The sequence below is a fragment of the Vibrio barjaei genome, from assembly GCF_001639065.2.
Classification (GTDB): Bacteria; Pseudomonadota; Gammaproteobacteria; order Enterobacterales; family Vibrionaceae; genus Vibrio; species Vibrio barjaei.
Genome location: NZ_LQXO02000026.1, coordinates 42,705 through 63,033 on the forward strand (window position 1 = coordinate 42,705; position 20,329 = coordinate 63,033).

Here is a 20,329-nt window from a genome sequence, read left to right on the forward strand (position 1 = left end):
AATTCCTAATTATCAAAGCATTAGGACAAAAAAATACGAAACTGCTCAGATTGTCATGGCTTATGGATGAGGTTATGCAGTCAGCATCAACCGGCAAAAAGATCACTCTTTTTGCCGTTTTTGTTTCTTGCGTATTTCTGTTTGGTTGCTCTTCATCTCCTGAAGATACCCAACCAATAGAAGGCCAAGAGGCAACTTCGACTTTGGATTCTAGCTCAAGTGAGTCCAGCGATCTGCAAGTCGAGAACAATGAACAACAACCTGACAATGATACGACTCAGGTTGGAACCGACGTCTATGATCCCTTCGAGAGCTTTAACCGAGCAATGTGGGCGGTTAATTATGACTATTTAGACCCCTATTTTGTGCGTCCCGTCTCTCTCGCCTACGTAAACTACACACCGGATCCAGTAAGACTAGGGGTACGTAACTTCCTAGCGAACCTTGATGAACCATTTAGTGCTGTGAACAACGCTGTCATGGGTAATGGTGGAAAAGCGCTGGATCACTTCAATCGATTTTGGATAAACAGCACATTAGGTTTATTGGGCTTTATTGATATCGCGTCCGCTGCTGGTATTGAAAAGCGCGATAAGAAAGAGTTCGGTGATGCTATTGGACATTATGGAGTTGGTACGGGTCCATACTTTATGATACCGGGTTACGGACCGATTACTTTGCGTGAAGGTGCAGATGTTGTTGATGGATTATATCCGCCAATATCCTTCTTGAACTTTTGGGCTAGCTTTGGCAAGTGGGCCTTGGAAGGAATGGAAAAACGCGCGCTAGTCGTCCCTCAAGAAGCAACACTCGAACAGTCGCCAGATCCTTATTCGCTTACTCGGGATATTTATATCCAACGTCAGAACTACAAAGCAGAAGTGGTGGATGATGAAGTGGATGCGGAGGAAGAAGCTTATATTGATGACTACTTGGAGGATTTCGAGTAGTTCGAGAAGGAACTTTGTAAAGAGATCCTCATTATGAATAATAGAGGATCTCTTAGTTAGCCTTAGAGACTATTAGAAACGATAGTTCGCTTGTACGCCTACAATCCAAACATCACCTGAGATTTCACCAGTGAAATCACCAAAAACTGACGCGGCTTGGTCATGTGAGTCGCGAGGTTCAACAATCGGAGCTTTACGCGCCATAATATAAGTTAAACCACCATCCAAAGTGAACTGCTCTGTAAATGCATAGCTAGCACCAGCACTTAACCATGTGCGATCTGTTTCCGGAATGGTGGTTGTACGATACTTATCATCAACAGCTGACATATCGTAAGCAACACCACCACGCAACGTAACTTTTTTATTTAAACTGTACGTTGTACCTAGAGCGAAACGGTAGCTATCTTTCCAGTATTCACCTTTAATATGATCACTCATACCATTGTCGTATTCGGCAACAAGTTTGTCGAAGTCACTCCATTGAGTCCAGTTGATGCTTCCGTGAATTGCCCATTTTTCATTTAGTTGATGGAATGAAGCTAGTTCAAGAGTTGCTGGTAGAGGGACTGATAGCGTTCCGCCAATACTTTGGTTTGGTACTAATAAACCACTAGCGTCACCTTCAAAGTCCATAGTCACTTTCGACTTATATGCAATACCAATACGGTTGTCAGGATTGATCTGCCAAGCAGCACCAAGTTGGTAGCCCCAAGAGCTATCTTTTCCTTCCATATACTTCAGGTCAGTACCTGCTACGGGAACTGATGCGCCAAAATGTCCTTCTCCAGTGACGAAACGAATACCGCCACCAATACTAAATTGCTCATTGATTTTATAACCTAAGCTAGCGACAGCTTCTACAGTCATTACTTTCGCTTGATTGCCATATTGAGTCGCAAGAAAGCTACTATCAAGCTCTGTTTCCATACCGTAGTTTGACCCTAGAGCGAGGCCAGCAGTAAAACTATCATTAATTTGATGTGACACGTATAAGTTAGGTACAGGTGCACTATGAGCAATGTCTTTAGCTTCAGTGTAGCCAAATTTAGAAGAGGTACCGGTAACGTCTATATTTGGGTCGACATAAAGCACACCCCCAGATATCTGAGTCCCCTCTAGATACGTCAACATTGCTGGGTTACGCCATTGTGCGCTTGCATTGTCAGCCATTGCTGCCTCACCTGCAAATGCACGCCCTAGACCAGTCGCTGAATATTCTGCTAGTTGAAAACCTGCCGCTGAGACCTGTGAAGAGGATAGCAGCCCCAAAACCACTGCAAGAGATAGGGGAGTTCGTTTTGAAATTATCATTGTTGTTCGCTCAAAGTATTTCCATTTAGAGCGGTGATTCTATTTTTAGAGTAAATGCTTTAAAACTAATTTATTACAAATACATCATTTTTGAATTTAAATATCGTATAACTAAATTTTTATGGGTTAATAATCTAGATGTTATAGTGATGTTTCAAAAATTCAGCTTACACCTGTATACAAAAATCAAGAAAAGGTATGACCAGTTGTATGCTGAAAGTGAGGGGGAGAGTAGGGCGGGGAGATAGAAAAAAGGGTCGGAATACCGACCCTTAAGAAGTTTAGCTGTTTAGCTTAGAAGCTGTAGCTGTATTGGATACCTGCTAGCCATGCGTTAGCATGTGTAGTTGCCGTTAGCATTGTACCTTTAGTTGGGTCCAGCGTTTCTTCGACTTTAACATCTTTGCCCATCAAGTACGTTAGGCCAAAATCAACAGTGTGGTGTTTCTTAAAGTTGTAACCAAAACCAGCCGATAACCATTGGCGGTCAGAGTCTGGAACTGAGATAGAGGTTAACTGGTCTTGCGCGGCGGTATCATACATATAACCCGCTCTCAACGTCCACTCGTCGTTCAGGTAGTAAGTACCACCAATAGCTGCATGGTAGCCATCTTTCCATTCGTAATCCTTGATTGGAACACCACCGTCAGTCTCTAGTGTGTCAAATACACTCCAACCAATCCACTGTACACTATAGTGGACTGCAAACTTGGTATCTTCAATTCTGTGGTACCCAGAAAACTCAGCCATACTCGGTAGAGATAGCTTTAGCTTTTGCCCATCGATAAGGTTGGCACCAGGAGTCAATGTCGGGTTGTAATACATATCACCCGAAGCTTTGATTTCTGGGCTATAGTGATAAGCGAAACCAAATCGGTTATTTTCGTTATACTCAAAAACCGTACCTAGATTGAAACCAACTCCAACGCCATCTGCTTCAATATCAAGTGCTTTAACGCCAGGAGCTGCTGAGCGAATGAGTTTTCCGCTTCCCTGAACAATATCAATACCGCCACCAACGCTCCACTGTTCATTGATTCGGTATGCTGCATTCAAAGTGTAATTAATACTTGAAATTTCGGTAGTACCACCGAAGATACTGGCATTAGGTACTCCTTGGGCTAAGTTGCCGCTATTAGCGCCCCAGCTATCATCAAAGTTATTATTAGTTCCGAAGTTTGAGTATATGCCGGCACCTAAAGCCCACTTGTCATTAAGTCGGTGGATATAATAGATGTTAGGCACAGGTGTGCCACTGCTATTATTTGCATCTTGTACTGGTGCACCAGTAAAGTAGTTAACGTCCTTAACATCAATACTAGTTTTAATATAATTCACACCACCAGAAAACTGGTGCGAATCAAACAACGTCATCGCTGCCGCGTTACGCGCCATTACCGAAGCGTTATCCGCAATTACTGCATCACCCGCAAAAGCACGGCCTAGACCTGTTGCTGATTGAGAGTTAAGTTGGAAACCTGCTGCTGCTGCATGTTGAGAGGCGAAAGTGAGTGACGAGACTGCCACTGCTAATAGTGTTTTTTTATACAGACGCGAAGTAGTCATTTAGTATACATCCTTTTTTGTAATCGCCTCTTTGGGCGTTAGTGAAAATTGAGTTAATGCTCAATTTCGGGGCTGATCCTAATCGCTAGTATAGGCAATAGAAATCAGACCAGTAACTAAAATCGCGTAAAAAGTATATAAATGATGACTATTTGGCAGGAAATGCATCGAAAAAGGTTATTTCTAGAGTTTGTACTCTAAAAATGGCGATATCAATAAAAAAAGAGCCCTACTCAGAAATAGGGCTCTTTTATCGGTAAAATTAAGCAGGGTTAAGTATTTTCTTAATGTTTTCGCCGATTTTACTAAAGTCTTCGCCTTCTTCACCAACAAGGATGAAACTGGCGTCGCCAATCGGTTCGACCATTCCCGCCATTCCATCTTTATCGAAAGACTTAGTTTGCTGGCTCGCAATGCCTGTTAAGAACAGGGTAACTTTGCCTTTTTCGCCTTGGAATACCATATGCATTGCATTGGCTTCACCAAAACCGCAGTGATTCAAATAATAAACATGGTAAGGAAAGCTCTGGCCGATCTGATACGCAAATGGTAGCAACTTAGCATTGATTTGAGCCTTAGAGACGTTTTCATCAAGCGGCTCGATAAAGCCCATCTCTTCATGAACGTGTTTCATAGCAGTATCAGATAACGAAGCTTGTGCCGGTGAAACGACTACATTTCCCCAATTAACTTGGCCTACTAGTAAGCCAAATGCGAAAGCGATGGACGCCGCTAACGAAAGCGCGCGCTTACCGAATTTCACTTTGACCACATTGCTTTCTGGTTGGCTAAATAAGATCCGGTCAGCTAAATCATCGGGAACATCGACTTTCATCGCTTGTTCGATGCGAGCGTCCAATGACAAAATATCGTCCATATATTTCGCATTGCTTTCACTTTGTTGGATCGCTTCTAATAACTCAGCATCTTTCGCCTTCGGATCGGACATAATACGACGACGGAATTCTAACTCATCCATTGTGTTGCCCCCTAGGTGAATCCGCAGACTCCAACATTTCTTTGAGCTGGTTGCGTGCTCTAAATAATCGAGTCATTACAGTATTTTTGTTAAGGTCGAGGATCGAGCCGATTTCTTCACCACTAAAGCCACCAACGACTTGCAGAAAGAGCGGTTCGCGATACTCAACATCGAGTTTCATAATTTGTGCTTGAAGCCATTCCTGCTGATGGTGCGGATCATCAGAAACCTTTGCATCATTGCCGTAATCATCGATATCAACGAGATCAAATTGCTTACGTTCAAAACGTCGAGCATTCTCTCTACGTAGAATCGTGATAAGCCATGACTTCGCGGCTTTTTCGTCTTGGAGACTATCCAGAGACTTCCAAGCTCGCAAGCAAGTTTCTTGTACGAGATCTTCGGCGACCGGCTTATCTTTGCACAACCAATAAGCGTATCGATACAAATCTCTATGATAAGCACGAACCAGTGCTTCGTATTTTCTTTGTTTGTCCATATTCGAGTTGACCGGACCACTCGAAGATTTCTTTCCAAACATTTTAATAAATGCCACAGGAGTCCCCATTTTGCTCTGTGATTCGTGTTTTTTTCCCTGGATTGATGGCAAAGTCACTCAAAATTGATCTAGTTCAAAATTAAGACCTGAGGAGCGGTTATATTAACCCTTGTCATCTCGTTGGTCTTTCGGGACTAACATGTTGAGCAAGATGACACTTCCTTTTGAAGGCTGACTTTACTTTCTCCTAATCAGGAAACTGATTATTTTCAATTGGCGCAAGTTAATTGCTTTATAGATTCCAACCACACAATTTACTGTGTGGTTTTTTTTTGCTCGTAGAATCTATCTTCTTGTTTTAACTGTTCCTATTGTCGCTTAGCTTACGTCATTCTCATATTCCATTTTGGTCGACCATATCACGTTATTCAATAAATCCATCAAGTTTTATTAAACGACTGTTTTAAATTCTTAACATCTTCGTTACAATGCTGTGGTCAGACCTCTTAGGAAGGAGAAATTATGAGCAGTAAGGAAGTGGGGAAAATCGATCTCACCACCCGTAACGGCGAACGTATCGCTGTAGTTGCAGGTTTGCGCACCCCTTTTGCGCGCCAAAGCACCGAATTTAGCCAAGTACCCGCTGTTGACCTCGGAAAGATGGTCGTTGCCGAAATGATGGCACGTACCGATATCGACCCTAAGTTAATCGACCAAGTGGTATTTGGTCAGGTTGTTCAGATGCCAGAAGCCCCAAACATTGCGCGAGAAATTGTTCTTGGTACAGGTATGAACATTCATACTGACGCTTATAGTGTGACAAGAGCTTGTGCGACAAGTTTCCAAGCCGCTGCCAATGTCTGTGAAAGTATTATGGCTGGCACTATAGATGTTGGGATTGCTGGTGGCGCCGATTCATCTTCTGTTTTACCTATTGGGGTCTCTAAAAAACTGGCGGCGAACCTACTTGCTTTGAGTAAAACCAAAACAGTCGGCCAAAAACTTAGCATTCTTAAGAAGTTGTCTTTCAAGGACCTTATGCCTGTGCCACCTGCAGTCGCTGAGTATTCGACTGGTTTATCTATGGGACAAACGGCTGAGCAGATGGCAAAATCTCATGGAATCACCCGCCTTGAACAAGATGAGTTAGCGCATCGCTCTCACTCCCTTGCAGCGCAAGCTTGGAAAGAGGGCAAAGTGCGTGATGAGGTAATGACGGCCTTCCCTGAACCGTATAAGAACAGCCTAGATCAAGATAACAACATTCGTCATGACTCAGAGCTTGCTAGCTATAGTAAGCTTCGTCCAGCATTCGATCGCCAATATGGCACCGTAACTGCGGCTAACAGTACGCCGCTGACCGATGGCGCTGCAGCTATTATGTTGATGCGTGAAGGCCGAGCTAAAGAGCTGGGTTTAGAAATCAAGGGCTATATCCGCTCGTATGCGTTCTCCGCAATTGGCGTTCGTGAAGATATGCTGATGGGACCATCTTATGCGACACCTATGGCACTCGATCGTGCTGGTATCTCGCTATCAGATTTAACGCTTATCGACATGCACGAAGCCTTCGCTGCCCAAGCACTTTCTAACGTCAAGATGTTTGCAAGCGAGTCATTTGCTAAAGAAAAGCTTGGCCGTTCGAGTGCAATTGGTGAAATCGATATGGAGAAATTCAACGTACTTGGTGGTTCACTTGCCTATGGCCACCCATTCGCAGCCACTGGTGCACGAATGATTACGCAAACACTGAACGAACTTAAGCGTCGCGGTGGTGGATTAGCGCTTAACACCGCTTGTGCGGCTGGTGGTTTAGGTGCGGCAATGATTCTGGAGGTAGAATAATGAGTGAGCAAAAAGCCTTTCATCTTAATGTTGATGAGCAGAACATTGCATGGCTTGGAATAGATGTTCCAGGTGAGAAAATGAATACCCTTCAAGCTGCGTTTGCCGATGAAATGGCACAAGTTTTTTCTGAGCTTGAAGAGAAAAAATCGGCACTTAAAGGGTTGATTGTCCACTCGTTAAAATCGGATAACTTTATTGCCGGAGCAGATGTGAGAATGCTTGACGCATGTACATCTGAAGAAGAAGCACAAGCGTTAGCTGCAAAAGGGCAAGAGATGTTTCAGCAGCTTTCCGATCTCCCATTCCCTGTTGTTGCTGCGATTCACGGTCCCTGCTTGGGCGGTGGTCTAGAACTCGCACTTGCCTGTGATTACCGAGTATGTAGTGACGCGGATATTACTAAGCTAGGACTACCAGAAGTTCAGCTTGGTCTGCTTCCTGGCTCAGGTGGCACACAGCGACTACCGAGACTTATTGGGCTACTGCCTTCTCTTGACCTTATTCTTACGGGTAAGCAACTTCGCGCCAAAAAGGCCAAGAAACTTGGTGTCGTCGATGCGAGTGTACCGCACACTATCTTGTTGGACGTGGCAAAAGATTTCTTAGATAAGGGCAAAAAGCGCAAAGCGAAAAAGCTCTCCAAGAAAGAAGTGTTGATGTCAGGTACCGGTCTTGGTCGTAAAGTTATATTTGATCAAGCTGCGAAGAAGACCAACGAAAAAACACGTGGTAACTATCCTGCCGCCGATGCCATTTTAGATGTGATTCGTTATGGTCTCGAAAAAGGCATGAAGAAAGGGCTGGAGAATGAAGCTAAACGCTTTGGCGAATTAGTGATGACTTCAGAATCTAAAGCGCTACGTTCTATTTTCTTCGCTACCACAGAGATGAAGAAAGAATTTGGTAGTGACGCACAGCCTAAAGCCGTCGACAACGCTGTGGTACTTGGTGGTGGCTTAATGGGGGCAGGTATTACTCACGTCACCGTATGCAAAGCGAAAGTGCCAGTTCGCATTAAAGATGTTGCTAATGAAGGCATTGTGAATGCGCTTAACTACAACTTTAAGTTGTTAGAGAAAAAGCGTAAGCGTCGCATTATCTCTAAAGCGGATCTACAAGCGCAAATGTTGCAAATGGCTGGCGGCACAGACTTTACCGGTTTTGCCAAGGCCGATGTTGTGGTCGAAGCGGTATTTGAAGATCTGTCGTTGAAACAGCAGATGGTGAATGACGTAGAGACCAACGCCAAGCCAGAAACCATTTTTGCTACCAACACTTCATCCATTCCTATTGCACAGATTGCTGAAAAAGCGGAACGCCCGGAAAATGTGGTTGGTCTGCACTATTTTAGTCCAGCCGATAAAATGCCGTTGGTGGAAGTGATTCCGCATGAAGGTACATCGGATGAAACTATAGCAACTATGGTTAAGTTTGCCAGAAAGCAAGGTAAAACACCGATTGTTGTTAAAGACCAAGCAGGCTTCTACGTAAACCGTATTCTAGCGCCTTATATGAATGAAGCGGCAAACGTCCTACTATCAAACGAGCCGATTGAAGCACTTGATAACGCTTTGTTGGACTTTGGTTTCCCTGTCGGACCTATCACATTGTTAGATGAAGTAGGTGTTGATATTGGCGCGAAGATCATGCCGATTCTAGTCGCCGAGCTAGGCGAGCGATTCCAAGGTCCGGATGTCTTCGACAAGCTATTAAACGATGGTCGTAAAGGCAGAAAAACAGGTAAAGGTTTCTATACTTATAAAGGTAAGAAGAAGTCGGTGGACAGTTCGGTATACAGCGTTCTTGGGCTGAAACCTGAAGCTAAGATGTCTGAGAAGGATATCGCTATTCGCTGTGCTCTACCTATGTTGAACGAAGCCGTGCGCTGCTTAGACGAAGGCATTATTCGCAGTCCACGTGATGGTGACATTGGTGCGATCTTCGGTATTGGTTTCCCACCATTCTTAGGTGGTCCTTTCCGCTATATGGATACGATTGGAATTAAGAAAGTCGTTGAGTTGATGAACCAGCACGCTGAGAAATATGGTGACCGCTTCGCGCCATGCGATGGCTTGTTGACTCGAGCTGGACTTGATGAAACCTTCTACAAATAAGCGTTAAAAAAGAAAACCCCTCGAATGAGGGGTTTTTATTATCCTAAATCCGTATCCTTCGGCCTTAATTGAAACTCTTCAATTGAGCCTATCTCTAAACCTAGGTCTAAACGCGGCGCATTTATATGCGCTTTACCTTGGCTGTGCATGATCAGTCGATTGGCGGTTCTTGGCTTTAGCTCATTCACTACAAAACGAATCATATCAGCCCTTGTGAGTGATTTAAGTTCAGCTAACACCTTCTCTCGTTGGTTAAACTCGGTGTCTTTGTTGCCAATAGCAATCCACAGTCGCTGAGCTCGTCCTCGCAATGTGGTATCAGGGGTTGAGATTTGATTCCAAAGCCCTTTCTTACTGCTGTGCCACTGGTAATCATTAAGTTCTAGTAACACCATGTAGAAGGCGTTAAGAAACTCATCGATTGAGCGAATCAAATCGTTGGGCGCCGCATTTGGCGATTGGACATACAACACAATACCAGGGTGGCGGTTAAGCGGCATATTACCGGTGCCAACCATATAGCCGAGTTGCTGCTTGGTACGAATTTCATGGAAGAAGGTGGCGGACATTAGGTGGTTCGCCAACGAGTACAGCGCAATGCTTCTTGGTTCAATATCTTCACACTGATAGTAAACCACGATGGCAGAATCATCTTGGTCGCAGAACACTTCTTTTTGGAAACTGCCATTCTCCCCAAGCATGACCAAAGGACGTAGGCTTTCTTCGTATTTTTGATTATTCAGTCTAAGGGCATCTTTCAAAGTAGTGGCGATATCGAGCGCGCCTTGACGATGCCAATCACCGTAGACAAACATTTCAATATGCAGCTCGGACAAAATAGACTGAACGAAGTTCGGTAGCTCGTCCACCTCGATAGACTCAAGTGCTTCGATTAGCACCGGATAAGGTGGGTTGTTCGGTTGCAATATCCCGGTCATGGTGTTGAACAGCTGAGAAATAGGACGATCTTTTGCGGTATTGCGCCAGCTTCTCAGCAGTTGAGATTTGATGCTTTCGAACCGGGCAGGGTTAAATTCCCTAGACGCAAATCGTTTAAGAATCATTTCCAGTAACTGCGGCTGTTTCTTACTGAATCCTGAGATGGACAGTGTAACGCCACCTTGGTGTGCATACATATCATACCCAAGGCCAGCGACTTCAGCGGGATAAGTTTCTTCAGACAATGAGTCGAGGAACATTTCAACACATAAGCGAGTCTTGACAATGTTCTTGGGCGAATTGACAGAGTGAGGACTATCGATAGCAATAAACACTACGCCTTTTGGGACGTTGAATTTATCGTCTTGTAGGTGCCACAGCCTAAAGCCATCAAGGTCTTCAATTAGCTCAGGGTGCTCACCATTGGACTCAACAGGGTAGGTCTTTAAATCGTAGTTAATAAATGGGTTTTTCTCTGGCAATCCAAATGGAAGCTCAGAAAACGCAGGCAACTGATTAAAGAATGCTAACTGTTCGTCAGTAAAACGCGTTACAGAATAGGGTGTAAAATACCACTTCGCTTGTTGGTCGTAATGTTGCTCTTTAGCGACTAAGGTTGCTTTCAAATTGTCTGTGGTGAGATAGGAACCATATTGTTTCAATAGCTCTTCATCATAACCAGACATTTTATAGTCGCCGTAGACAATATCTTCTGGCAAATAGTTTTGCATGTTCATTACGAGGTGGCTAACGAGATCTAATGGGCGTGCAGGTTCTTGAAACTGGAACGCTGATTCGGTGACAGCCCTTTTTTCATCGTAGCGCCATTCATCCATGCCGTCGGACTTTATTAGCGCGGTAAACTGGAAAACGGCTTGGATGATCTCATCGACATGCTCTAAGCCGACAGGTGTCAAAGAGACGCTGACACTGAACTCACGAAAGTTACTGCCTGACGCTCCACCACCCGCAGAGAGCGAGGTAATCCACCCTTTGTTTTTAAGATAAAGCATTAAGCTGCCTTGACCTTCGTAGCCCAGTAAGTTGGCGAAGTATGACATTGGCTTTTGATGATAATGCTGATTCGTGGCCGGCAATGGGAAAGAGAGAATCAGCTTGCGGATCTCTTTAATAGGTTCTACTTGAATTAGAACTTCGGTATGTTCTTCAGTCGTAAAAGGGACATCAACGACTTTACCGTGTAATTGATTATTACCCACATCACTAAACTTGCCAGCAGCCCATTGCTCTAGCTCATCAAGCTCATGAGGACCTATGAGTGCCAATGTCATAAGGTCAGCAGAGTATTGTTCGTTATGAAAACGAACAATTTCTTCGCGAATACTTTGCCCATTTCTATCACTTAGCGTGTCGATATTGCCGACGGAAAATTTAGAAAATGGGTGAGCTTGGTTAATAGTCTCTTTTTGGACCTGATACAAACGTCGTCCATCTTCATTCAGCTTTAGTTTGTACTCTGAATCTACCGCTTGACGTTCTTTGTCGAGCGCTTCCTCATTAAAAAGAGGGGCAGAAAAAAACTGGCTGAAACGGTCGAGACCTTTTTCAAAGGCGTTTGGATAAATATCGAAGAAAAAGCACGAGTGCTCAGTGCCTGTCCACGCATTATTTGAGCCACCATGTTGGTTAATAAAAGACTGGAATTCACCAACTTTGGGGTATTTGTCTGTGCCGAGAAACAGCATATGCTCCAGGTAATGAGCTAGCCCTTCACGATCGTCAGGATCGTCAAAATGACCGACATTAACGGCCAGAGCGGCGGCCGATTTTTGAGCCTGCATATCTTGAATAAGCAGCACTCTTAGCTCATTGTTGAGAGTAAGGTAGCGATAGGAGCGACTATCATTAGGACTTAGATGCACTTATCTTCTCCAGATTAAGCGGAAGCTTGGACAGCTCAACCAAGCACCTGGCAACAAAAGCAATGTCTCACTATTGGTACTAACAGGGTTTACCAATACTTAAGTAAAATAATTATGACGATAAATAAGAGACACGCAAAAACAAAGTTACAAATATTTTTAGACTACTTATTAAATTGTTAAGAAAGTCGAAGCCTTTAGCAAGTGAATTGATATAATTAATTTTTTTAAATAAGTATAGCTCTGTATCGATGGAACGATGAAGTTAACCATCAGTAGAATCAGGTAAACATATGAAAGTTTTTATAATGCGCCATGGCGAGGCTGTCCATTACGCGCCTAGTGACGAAGAGCGCGCTCTAACATCTCACGGTAAAGAATGCTCGGTAATCGTTGCGAGAGCTTGCAAACAGCAAGGTTACGCGGAGTTTGACAAAGTACTGGTGAGCCCATACCTGAGAGCGCAACAAACTTGGGCTGCAATTAGTAGTGAGTTTAGTAGTAGCGATGTAGTGACTTCTGACGGTATTACGCCTTATGGCCAAGCGGAAGACGTTGTTGAGTATGTTTCAGCTATTGCTGAATTAGAAAATCTAGAATCAATTTTACTGGTGTCGCACTTGCCGTTGGTTGGTTACCTAACCGCCGAATTTGTCGGTGATATCAGTGCGCCAATGTTTCCAACATCCGGCCTAGTGTGTATTGAGTATAATGTGGAGAGACGGCAGGGCGAAGTGCTCTGGCACATTCACCCTTAGTACGTTACTTTTCTGGTATTGAAAGCAATACCAACAGAGCACCATCACCACCAAATTCGAGTGGTGCTTGGTGAAACGCCATTACGTCTGGATGCTGCGCCAACCAAAGAGGCGCCTTTTGTTTCAGAATATGCTTGCCGATGCCATGCATAACGCAAGCACAATGAATGTTCTCTTTCACGCAATGAGCAATCATTGCGCCTAATTCACGTTTTGCTTCTTGTTGTGTCATGCCATGCATGTCTAAGAAAACATCAGGCACATAGACGCCACGACGTAACCTCTTTACTTCATACGTAGACACATCATCGCGAGCATAGCGCGTTGGCCCTTCATCGCTTAAGTGCGGAACAAACTCGTCCGAGAAGTAAAACTCTGCGTCTTTCGCTTCTCTATTGGTTCTTTTCGCTTCTTTTTGTTTCTTATTTCGGTTTGGCTGCTGGACTATGGTATCCTGTCGCAACTTTTTTACGCCTTGTACTGCGTCCCGGAATAGACCGAAATCATCATCGGCATTGTCGTCTTTCTGGCTCATTAATGGGAACAACTCATTAAATTAGGTTATTAGCAGTATTGTAGCGCTTTTTGGAGGCAATTTTGGATAAGATTTTTGTGGAAGAAGCCGTTTCTGAGCTTCACACATTACAAGATTTGATTCGTTGGACGGTTAGTCGTTTCAACGCAGCGGGTCTTTTTTACGGCCACGGCACCGACAATGCTTGGGATGAAGCGGTTCAGCTGATTCTGCCAACGCTGTACTTACCTATCGATGTGCCACCGCATGTTTTGAACTCACGCTTAACAAGTAGTGAGCGTCTTCGAGTCGTTGAGCGTGTGATTAAGCGTATTAACGATCGCACTCCAACAGCTTACTTGACTAACAAAGCGTGGTTCTGCGGTTTAGAGTTCTTCGTTGATGAGCGAGTATTAGTGCCGCGTTCTCCAATTGGTGAATTAATTGAGGCGCAGTTCCAGCCATGGTTAAGTGAAGAACCGGTACGCATCATGGACCTGTGCACTGGCAGTGGCTGTATTGCGATTGCATGTGCACATGCTTTCCCTGATGCCGAAGTGGACGCGATTGATATCTCTACCGATGCATTGGAAGTTGCAGAACAAAACGTTCAAGACCACGGCCTCGAGCAACAAGTGTTCCCAATTCGTTCTGATTTGTTCCGCGATCTGCCGAAAGAGAAATACAACCTGATTGTCTCTAACCCACCATATGTGGATGAAGAAGATATGAATTCTTTACCAGAAGAGTTCACTCATGAGCCGGAGCTTGGCCTTGCAGCAGGGACTGATGGATTGAAATTGGTGCGTCGTATTCTTTCTAATGCACCAGACTACCTAACTGATAACGGTATTCTTATTTGTGAAGTGGGTAACTCCATGGTTCACATGATGGAACAGTATCCTCATATTCCATTTACTTGGCTTGAGTTCGAGAACGGTGGCCACGGCGTGTTTATGCTGACACGAGAGCAGCTTGTTGACCACGCTGAGGAATTTGCAATCTACAAAGATTGATCGTTAACGAGATGACTGAAGGCGCCGCAATGAGAATTGCGGCGTTTTTTTGTTTGGGGGTTTACAACGTCTGCCTTTGTCGTCACTATGAAATCACGAAGAACAGACAGGCATTGAACAAGCTCGGTATAGCTTGTTCTGACAGACAGAGGAAGTAATGGCAGGAAATAGCATCGGACAACATTTTCGTGTAACAACATTTGGAGAAAGTCACGGTATTGCATTGGGTTGTATCGTTGATGGTTGTCCTCCAGGGTTAGAAATTACGGAAGCCGATCTGCAAGTAGACTTAGATCGTCGCCGCCCAGGTACCTCAAAGTACACTACTCAGAGACGTGAACCTGATGAAGTGAAAATTCTCTCTGGGGTGTTTGAAGGTCAAACGACAGGTACATCCATTGGCCTGCTGATTGAAAACACCGATCAGCGTTCTAAAGATTATTCGGAAATTAAAGATAAATTCCGTCCCGGCCATGCTGACTATACCTATCACCAAAAGTATGGTGTGCGTGATTATCGAGGTGGTGGTCGTTCATCAGCTCGAGAAACCGCAATGCGTGTTGCGGCTGGTGCAATTGCAAAGAAATACCTGAAACAAGAATTTGGTGTAGAAATTCGCGCTTACTTGTCACAAATGGGCGATGTGTCTATCGATAAGGTCGATTGGAATGAAATCGAAAACAACGCGTTCTTCTGCCCTGACGTTGATAAAGTCGAAGCATTTGATCAGCTGATTCGTGACCTAAAAAAACAGGGTGATTCCATTGGCGCTAAGCTGCAAGTAGTGGCAACCAATGTACCAGTTGGCCTTGGTGAGCCTATCTTTGATCGTCTTGATGCCGATATTGCTCATGCATTGATGAGCATTAATGCTGTTAAAGGTGTCGAGATTGGCGATGGCTTTGATGTGGTAAACCAAAAAGGCAGCGAACATCGTGACCCTTTAACGCCTGAAGGCTTTTCAAGCAACCACGCTGGGGGCATTTTAGGTGGTATTTCTACCGGACAAGATATCGTTGCGAATATTGCTCTAAAACCAACATCAAGTATTACCGTTCCGGGAGACACAATTACTCGAACTGGTGAGCCAACTCAGCTAATTACTAAAGGTCGCCACGACCCTTGCGTGGGCATTCGTGCTGTGCCAATCGCGGAAGCGATGCTTGCGATTGTTCTCCTTGATCACTTATTGCGTCATCGTGGTCAAAACCATGGTGTAACAACAGAAACTCCCTTTATCTAGTTGGAATAAGTAACAGACTTGAAGCCTCGCAGTACTGCTGCGAGGCTTTTTTTGTACCTCATCACGTCTTGGACAATAAATGCTCAAAATTAATGATGATATGAAATTAGTCACAATATTTTTAGGGGTATAGGGTCACACTAGAACTTCATCGAGAAAAGGAGTGCATTTATTGGACAGAAGGATCCGAAAAATGACTTGGAAGACGAGCTGGCGGGTAACCGCCGACTCGATGCAACTGTGCTTGTTTCCAATCATTTTAGGAGTCCATTATGTCTCAACATGAAATCAGAAATATTGCCTTTGTCGGTCAAACAGGAACCGGTAAAACCAGCCTAATTGAACGCCTGCTTTTTGAGTCCCATTCCAGCCAACATCTTGGTCATGTGGAAGATGGTGACACCATCACTGATTTTGATGATCAATCCATACACTACCAGCATAGTGTTGAAGCAACCCCCATCACGCTCTCTTGGCAAAAACACCAGATGAATATTATTGATACTCCGGGACAGGCTGAGCTGCTTGGCCGCACTTTGAGTATCTTTCCTGCTGTTGAAACGACAGCATTGATTCTTGATGCCAGTTTACCGATTAACCAAGTGTCAGAACGCCTTTTCAAATTTGCTCAAGAGCAGAAAAAATGCCAAATGATCGTGGTGAACAAGATTGACCAACACTCCGATAAATTAGCGGCACTATTAGAAGATATTGAGCAACGTTTTGGTGCTCAGTGTTTACCAATAAACTTACCATCCGATAAACCCGCAGAGGTCATAGACTGTTACTTCGAACCTAACCCAGAGCAGGCGACCTTGTTTAGCGGAGTTGAAGATGCCCATGAACTACTTATCGATCAAGTAGTAGAGGTAGATGAAGCTTTGATGGAGCTTTATCTAGAACAAGGCTCAGAGTTAACACCAGAGCAGCTTCATGACCCATTTGAGGAAGCATTGCGCACTGGGCATGTGATACCAGTATGTTTCGTATCGTCCGATACGGGGGCAGGTTGTGATCTTCTGCTTCGTACATTGGCAGAAATTATGCCAATGCCTGATGAAGGTAACCCACCTTTATTAGAGAAAAATGGCAAACGAGTATCAATAGATTGTGATAAACGAGACCATACGGTAGCACATGTCTACAAAATAAATGTAGATCCATACATGGGCAAGCTTGCTTATGTTCGAGTTTTCCAAGGAGAGCTCACAACAGGTAGCCAGTTGTTTGTTGGAGATAGCAGCAAGGCATTCAAAGTGGGCCATTTATATAATCTGCAAGGTAAAAAACGCCAAGAGATAAGCAGTGCTAAGGCCGGCGATTTATGTGTGCTTGTTAAGGTGGATGACCTGGAGTTTGATTCAGTCATTCATGACTCCCATGATGAAGATGGAGTGGCGTTTAAAACTCTAAACTTCCCTGAATCTATGTACAGCCTAGCCCTGCGCCCCATAAAACGCGGGGATGAGCAGAAGCTATCTGATGTTCTAGCTAAGATTGCCGCAGAAGATCCGACGCTGAAAATTGAGCATCGTACCCGCACCAATGAAACGGTCTTGAGTGGACAGGGCGAGTTCCACCTCAAAATTGCGCTCGAAAAAATGCTTAAAGTGTTTAAGTTGGACGTTGAAACCAGTCAGCCAAGCGTTGAATACTTCGAGACCATTACTAAGCCAGCAGAAGCTCAATATCGTCATAAGAAACAAAGTGGTGGAGCTGGGCAGTTTGGAGAGGTACAGCTAAAAGTAAAACCGCTGGCGAGAGGTACAGGGTTTAAGTTTGTCAATAAAGTGGTAGGTGGTGCCATTCCAACGGCATTAATCCCAGCTGTGGAGAAAGGCATTCAACAGGCCCTTGAAGAAGGGGCGATTTCCGGTAACCCAATTCGCGATATTGAAGTGACAGTGTTTGATGGCAAATACCACTCTGTTGACTCAAAAGAAATTGCCTTTGTTATCGCAGGCAAGAAAGCCTTTTTGCAAGCGGTTGAGGAGGCAGGTCCAATAGTATTGGAGCCGATTGTGGATTTAACACTTGAGATACCAACTGCGTCAGTAGGTGATGTATCTGGCGACTTGTCCGGTAATCGCGGGTTGATTGTTGGCAGCGAACAGGGGGCGTTTGGTAGTACATTACTGGAAGCCAAGTCGCCAATTAACGAACTACAAGATTACTCGAGACGCCTCAAAGCACTGACGGGTGGCGAAGGACGATTTAGTATGACGCTCAGCCACTACGAACCTGCACCGCCAACGATACAGAAGAAAGTATGTGAAGGCGCTGATTGATTCTGATATTTCCTAAACTATGAAAAAAGCCCCGCACCTCGAATGAGGTTGCAGGGGCTTCCAACCGACGTTGTTGTTATTCTTCAAACGCTATAAGTTAGGATCTGTCACTCTCTTGTTGTGATTCTAGTTTAGTTGTAGTTTGGTCATTTTCCGAATCCGTGGCTTGTTCTTGCTGCTCCATCTCTGCGATTTGCTGCTCAAGTTCTTTAATTCGAATTTCTGCTTCAAGCTCGGCAACACGTTTTTCTGATTCGCTGCGCGTATCTTTGTCCAAGCTCTCGGCAAGGATCTCGGTACGTTCAGTTTCTCTCGCTTCTGCGGTATCTTTCATGGAGCCCGATACGCCACCGGCAACCGCACCCATAGTGCCAGCTTTTACCGCGACTTCAGGGCTACCAGTTAAAGCACCTGCTGTGACGCCAATAAGTGCACCACCAATAGCACCACGATTACGCGCTGCATTTCGATTCTCTTCCTCGCCATCCGTAGCTTTATTAGACGCGCATCCCGTTGCGAAAATAGCCATAACGATCGCGAGTGCTTTTAAAGAATTAGACTTAAACATAGTTGAGTACCTATTGTGCGGCCACGAGCAAACGTTGCTGCGCAGCTAACATTTAATGTTGGTTGCTTTGGATGAGTCTTACTATAAAAGCAGAAGAGAGTAGGAGCGATAGAGCGGAGAAGATAGCTGATATTTACTTAGTAAATATCAGCTAAGAGAAAAGTGGTGTTGAATTGGGCTTAGTGGACGGCTTCTTCACTATCAAGTTGGAAAGAAGGCAAACGCCATTTAAACCGAACCGCTGCCATGCGCAGGGTATAACCGATCACTAAGGTAACTATCGTTGTGGTCAAAGTGCTCACACCGTATTCCAGAAGAACAAGGTACAAACAAGCAGCGATGACGGAGATCGACGCGTAAAGCTCTTGGTGTAGTACCAGAGGTGTCTGACGACAAATCAAGTCACGCAACAAGCCACCAAAAACGCCGGTTACTAATCCGGAAACGATACAGATAAACGGGTGTAATCCCATGCCAAGCCCGACGTTAGTGCCAATGATGGTGAAGACAACAAGACCAAGTGCATCTAAACGAATGAACACCCCTTTGAACTTGATGATCCATTTGGCAAGCCCAGTAGTGAGAACACCTGCCACACACGTGATGGCGAGAAATTCAGGGTGTTTTACCCAACCAAGGGGGTAATGACCAAGCAGAATATCGCGAACGGTACCACCGCCGATAGCGGTAGCACTCGCTACTAACATAACTCCAAACCAGTCCATATTGCGACGGCCAGCGCTCAGTGCGCCAGTCATTGCTTCGGCGGTAATCCCAATAATATATAAGACACTTAGCAACATGACACGATACTCGAAAATAAAAGATGCGCTAGTGTAGTGGCATAAAGGCGTTGTGACGAATGAAATATTATATAAAGGAAACGTTTTTCTGATTAATAAAACTAATGATACGACTTGTTCCTTCACCTCAAGACTTTACCTCTAGCAAAATTCCATAGACAATACGCCCCAATTGTTTTCGCTTAACTGTCACTATGCAGCATCAGTACCAAGATTTAATTACTATTTTTAACCAAACTTTCTATCAGGAATTCAACACTAAGCTAGAGCTTGGTGGAGATGAGCCTATCTATTTACCTGCCGACGAAACAACGGAATATCATCGTATTGTCTTTGCACGGGGCTTTTACGCTTCAGGCTTACATGAGATTGCACACTGGTGTGTGGCGGGACCTGAAAGAAGATTATTGGAAGATTTTGGCTACTGGTATCATCCTGATGGGCGTACTCAGGAAGTGCAGAGTGAATTTGAGAAAGTAGAAATTCGCCCTCAAGCTTATGAATGGATTTTATCGGTCAGTGCGGGTTTTCCGTTTACCGTAAGTTGTGACAATCTAAGCGGCGATTTTGAGCCAGATAGAGTGGCATTTATGAGTAAAGTACACGACGAGGTAATGGTGATACTTTCTAAAGGTATCCCTAAGCGGGTATTGGCACTTTCTCAAGCACTAAGACAGTTTTATCAAACCCCTGAACTTAGCCGTGACCAATTTGCGGTTCGTTAGAGCAAACTAGGAAAGACCTAAACTATGATCATCGAATATGAAGAAAAACTTCTAGAGACCATTGATTCTCGCATCCAAGACGCATCCGAAGATGAGTTGTTTGCTGGTGGGTATCTTCGCGGCCACATTTCGTTGTCAGCGGCTTCTTGTGAGGAAGAAGGAGTAGTGGATCTGGCAGAGTTCAAAACTCGTATTCAGGCTAGCATTGATGAAGCGAAATCTGAATTGTCACCAGCCGATAGAATCATAGTGAACGATCTTTGGACCGAACTACAAGCCGAGATCTAATCTTGTTCGAAAAAATTGATTGATTTGATTGGTT

At 44.4% G+C, this 20,329-nt stretch carries 17 protein-coding genes; 9 read left to right on the plus strand and 8 right to left on the minus strand.

Going from position 1 to position 20,329, the window contains the following annotated elements; all coding sequences use genetic code 11:
• The first annotated feature begins 74 nt into the window (after positions 1-74).
• On the plus strand, positions 75-950 hold the full coding sequence (locus tag AWH66_RS12835; protein WP_083400033.1) for an MlaA family lipoprotein: 876 nt from the start codon (positions 75-77) through the stop codon (positions 948-950).
• A 72-nt stretch (positions 951-1,022) separates the two neighbouring features.
• Here AWH66_RS12835 and AWH66_RS12840 read toward each other — a convergent pair whose 3' ends face one another.
• The 4 genes from AWH66_RS12840 to AWH66_RS12855 all read right to left on the minus strand — a co-directional run bounded on the left by AWH66_RS12840 (position 1,023) and on the right by AWH66_RS12855 (position 5,350).
• Complete coding sequence (locus tag AWH66_RS12840) at positions 1,023-2,261, minus strand: outer membrane protein transport protein (RefSeq protein WP_063606541.1); 1,239 nt, start codon at positions 2,259-2,261, stop codon at positions 1,023-1,025.
• 297 nt (positions 2,262-2,558) lie between these two features.
• Positions 2,559-3,830: an outer membrane protein transport protein gene (locus AWH66_RS12845; protein WP_063606430.1), complete on the minus strand. Its 1,272-nt coding sequence runs from the start codon at positions 3,828-3,830 to the stop codon at positions 2,559-2,561.
• A gap of 262 nt (positions 3,831-4,092) precedes the next feature.
• Positions 4,093-4,809 (minus strand): DUF3379 domain-containing protein, encoded by a 717-nt coding sequence (locus tag AWH66_RS12850; RefSeq protein ID WP_063606431.1) that lies wholly within the window; start codon positions 4,807-4,809, stop codon positions 4,093-4,095.
• Positions 4,802-5,350 carry a sigma-70 family RNA polymerase sigma factor gene (locus AWH66_RS12855; protein WP_370736766.1) on the minus strand — a complete coding sequence of 183 codons (549 nt, stop codon included), beginning with the start codon at positions 5,348-5,350 and terminating at the stop codon, positions 4,802-4,804. The genes AWH66_RS12850 and AWH66_RS12855 overlap by 8 nt, the downstream gene beginning before the upstream one ends.
• Before the next feature lie 480 nt (positions 5,351-5,830).
• Between AWH66_RS12855 and fadI the strand changes: the two genes are divergently transcribed.
• Positions 5,831-7,153, plus strand: a complete 1,323-nt coding sequence (gene fadI / locus AWH66_RS12860) for an acetyl-CoA C-acyltransferase FadI (protein ID WP_394628870.1) — start codon at positions 5,831-5,833, stop codon at positions 7,151-7,153.
• On the plus strand, positions 7,153-9,270 hold the full coding sequence (gene fadJ, locus AWH66_RS12865; RefSeq protein WP_063606432.1) for a fatty acid oxidation complex subunit alpha FadJ: 2,118 nt from the start codon (positions 7,153-7,155) through the stop codon (positions 9,268-9,270). Before fadI ends, fadJ begins: the two co-directional genes overlap by 1 nt.
• A gap of 38 nt (positions 9,271-9,308) precedes the next feature.
• Here fadJ and AWH66_RS12870 read toward each other — a convergent pair whose 3' ends face one another.
• Complete coding sequence (locus AWH66_RS12870) at positions 9,309-12,092, minus strand: insulinase family protein (protein ID WP_063606433.1); 2,784 nt, start codon at positions 12,090-12,092, stop codon at positions 9,309-9,311.
• Positions 12,093-12,385: 293 nt separating this feature from the next.
• Here AWH66_RS12870 and sixA point away from each other — a divergent pair, with 293 nt between their 5' ends.
• Positions 12,386-12,850, plus strand: coding sequence for a phosphohistidine phosphatase SixA (gene sixA / locus AWH66_RS12875; protein ID WP_063606434.1), 465 nt, complete (start codon positions 12,386-12,388; stop codon positions 12,848-12,850).
• Between the two features lie 4 nt (positions 12,851-12,854).
• Here sixA and smrB read toward each other — a convergent pair whose 3' ends face one another.
• A complete protein-coding gene (gene smrB, locus AWH66_RS12880) occupies positions 12,855-13,385 on the minus strand; it encodes an endonuclease SmrB (protein ID WP_063606435.1) in 531 nt (176 codons plus the stop codon).
• A 62-nt stretch (positions 13,386-13,447) separates the two neighbouring features.
• On the opposite strand from smrB, the gene prmB reads away from it, so the two are divergent.
• The 3 genes from prmB (at position 13,448) to fusA (ending at position 17,911) form a co-directional block, all read left to right on the plus strand.
• Positions 13,448-14,380 (plus strand): 50S ribosomal protein L3 N(5)-glutamine methyltransferase, encoded by a 933-nt coding sequence (prmB, locus tag AWH66_RS12885; protein WP_063606436.1) that lies wholly within the window; start codon positions 13,448-13,450, stop codon positions 14,378-14,380.
• A 157-nt stretch (positions 14,381-14,537) separates the two neighbouring features.
• Entirely contained in the window at positions 14,538-15,623 is a 1,086-nt protein-coding gene (gene aroC / locus AWH66_RS12890) for a chorismate synthase (protein WP_063606437.1), read from the plus strand.
• Between the two features lie 272 nt (positions 15,624-15,895).
• Positions 15,896-17,911 (plus strand): elongation factor G, encoded by a 2,016-nt coding sequence (fusA, locus tag AWH66_RS12895; protein ID WP_063606438.1) that lies wholly within the window; start codon positions 15,896-15,898, stop codon positions 17,909-17,911.
• A 97-nt stretch (positions 17,912-18,008) separates the two neighbouring features.
• Here fusA and AWH66_RS12900 read toward each other — a convergent pair whose 3' ends face one another.
• Together AWH66_RS12900 and AWH66_RS12905 are read right to left on the minus strand one after the other, a co-directional pair.
• Positions 18,009-18,479, minus strand: coding sequence for a hypothetical protein (locus AWH66_RS12900; protein WP_006070010.1), 471 nt, complete (start codon positions 18,477-18,479; stop codon positions 18,009-18,011).
• 179 nt (positions 18,480-18,658) lie between these two features.
• The gene (locus tag AWH66_RS12905) at positions 18,659-19,282 is read right to left on the minus strand and encodes a trimeric intracellular cation channel family protein (protein WP_063606439.1); all 624 of its coding nucleotides are present in this window, start codon (positions 19,280-19,282) and stop codon (positions 18,659-18,661) included.
• 194 nt (positions 19,283-19,476) lie between these two features.
• On the opposite strand from AWH66_RS12905, the gene AWH66_RS12910 reads away from it, so the two are divergent.
• Together AWH66_RS12910 and AWH66_RS12915 are read left to right on the plus strand one after the other, a co-directional pair.
• Positions 19,477-20,007 (plus strand): elongation factor P hydroxylase, encoded by a 531-nt coding sequence (locus AWH66_RS12910; protein WP_063606440.1) that lies wholly within the window; start codon positions 19,477-19,479, stop codon positions 20,005-20,007.
• Positions 20,008-20,031: 24 nt separating this feature from the next.
• The gene (locus tag AWH66_RS12915) at positions 20,032-20,295 is read left to right on the plus strand and encodes a YfcL family protein (RefSeq protein WP_063606441.1); all 264 of its coding nucleotides are present in this window, start codon (positions 20,032-20,034) and stop codon (positions 20,293-20,295) included.
• Positions 20,296-20,329 lie beyond the last annotated feature (34 nt).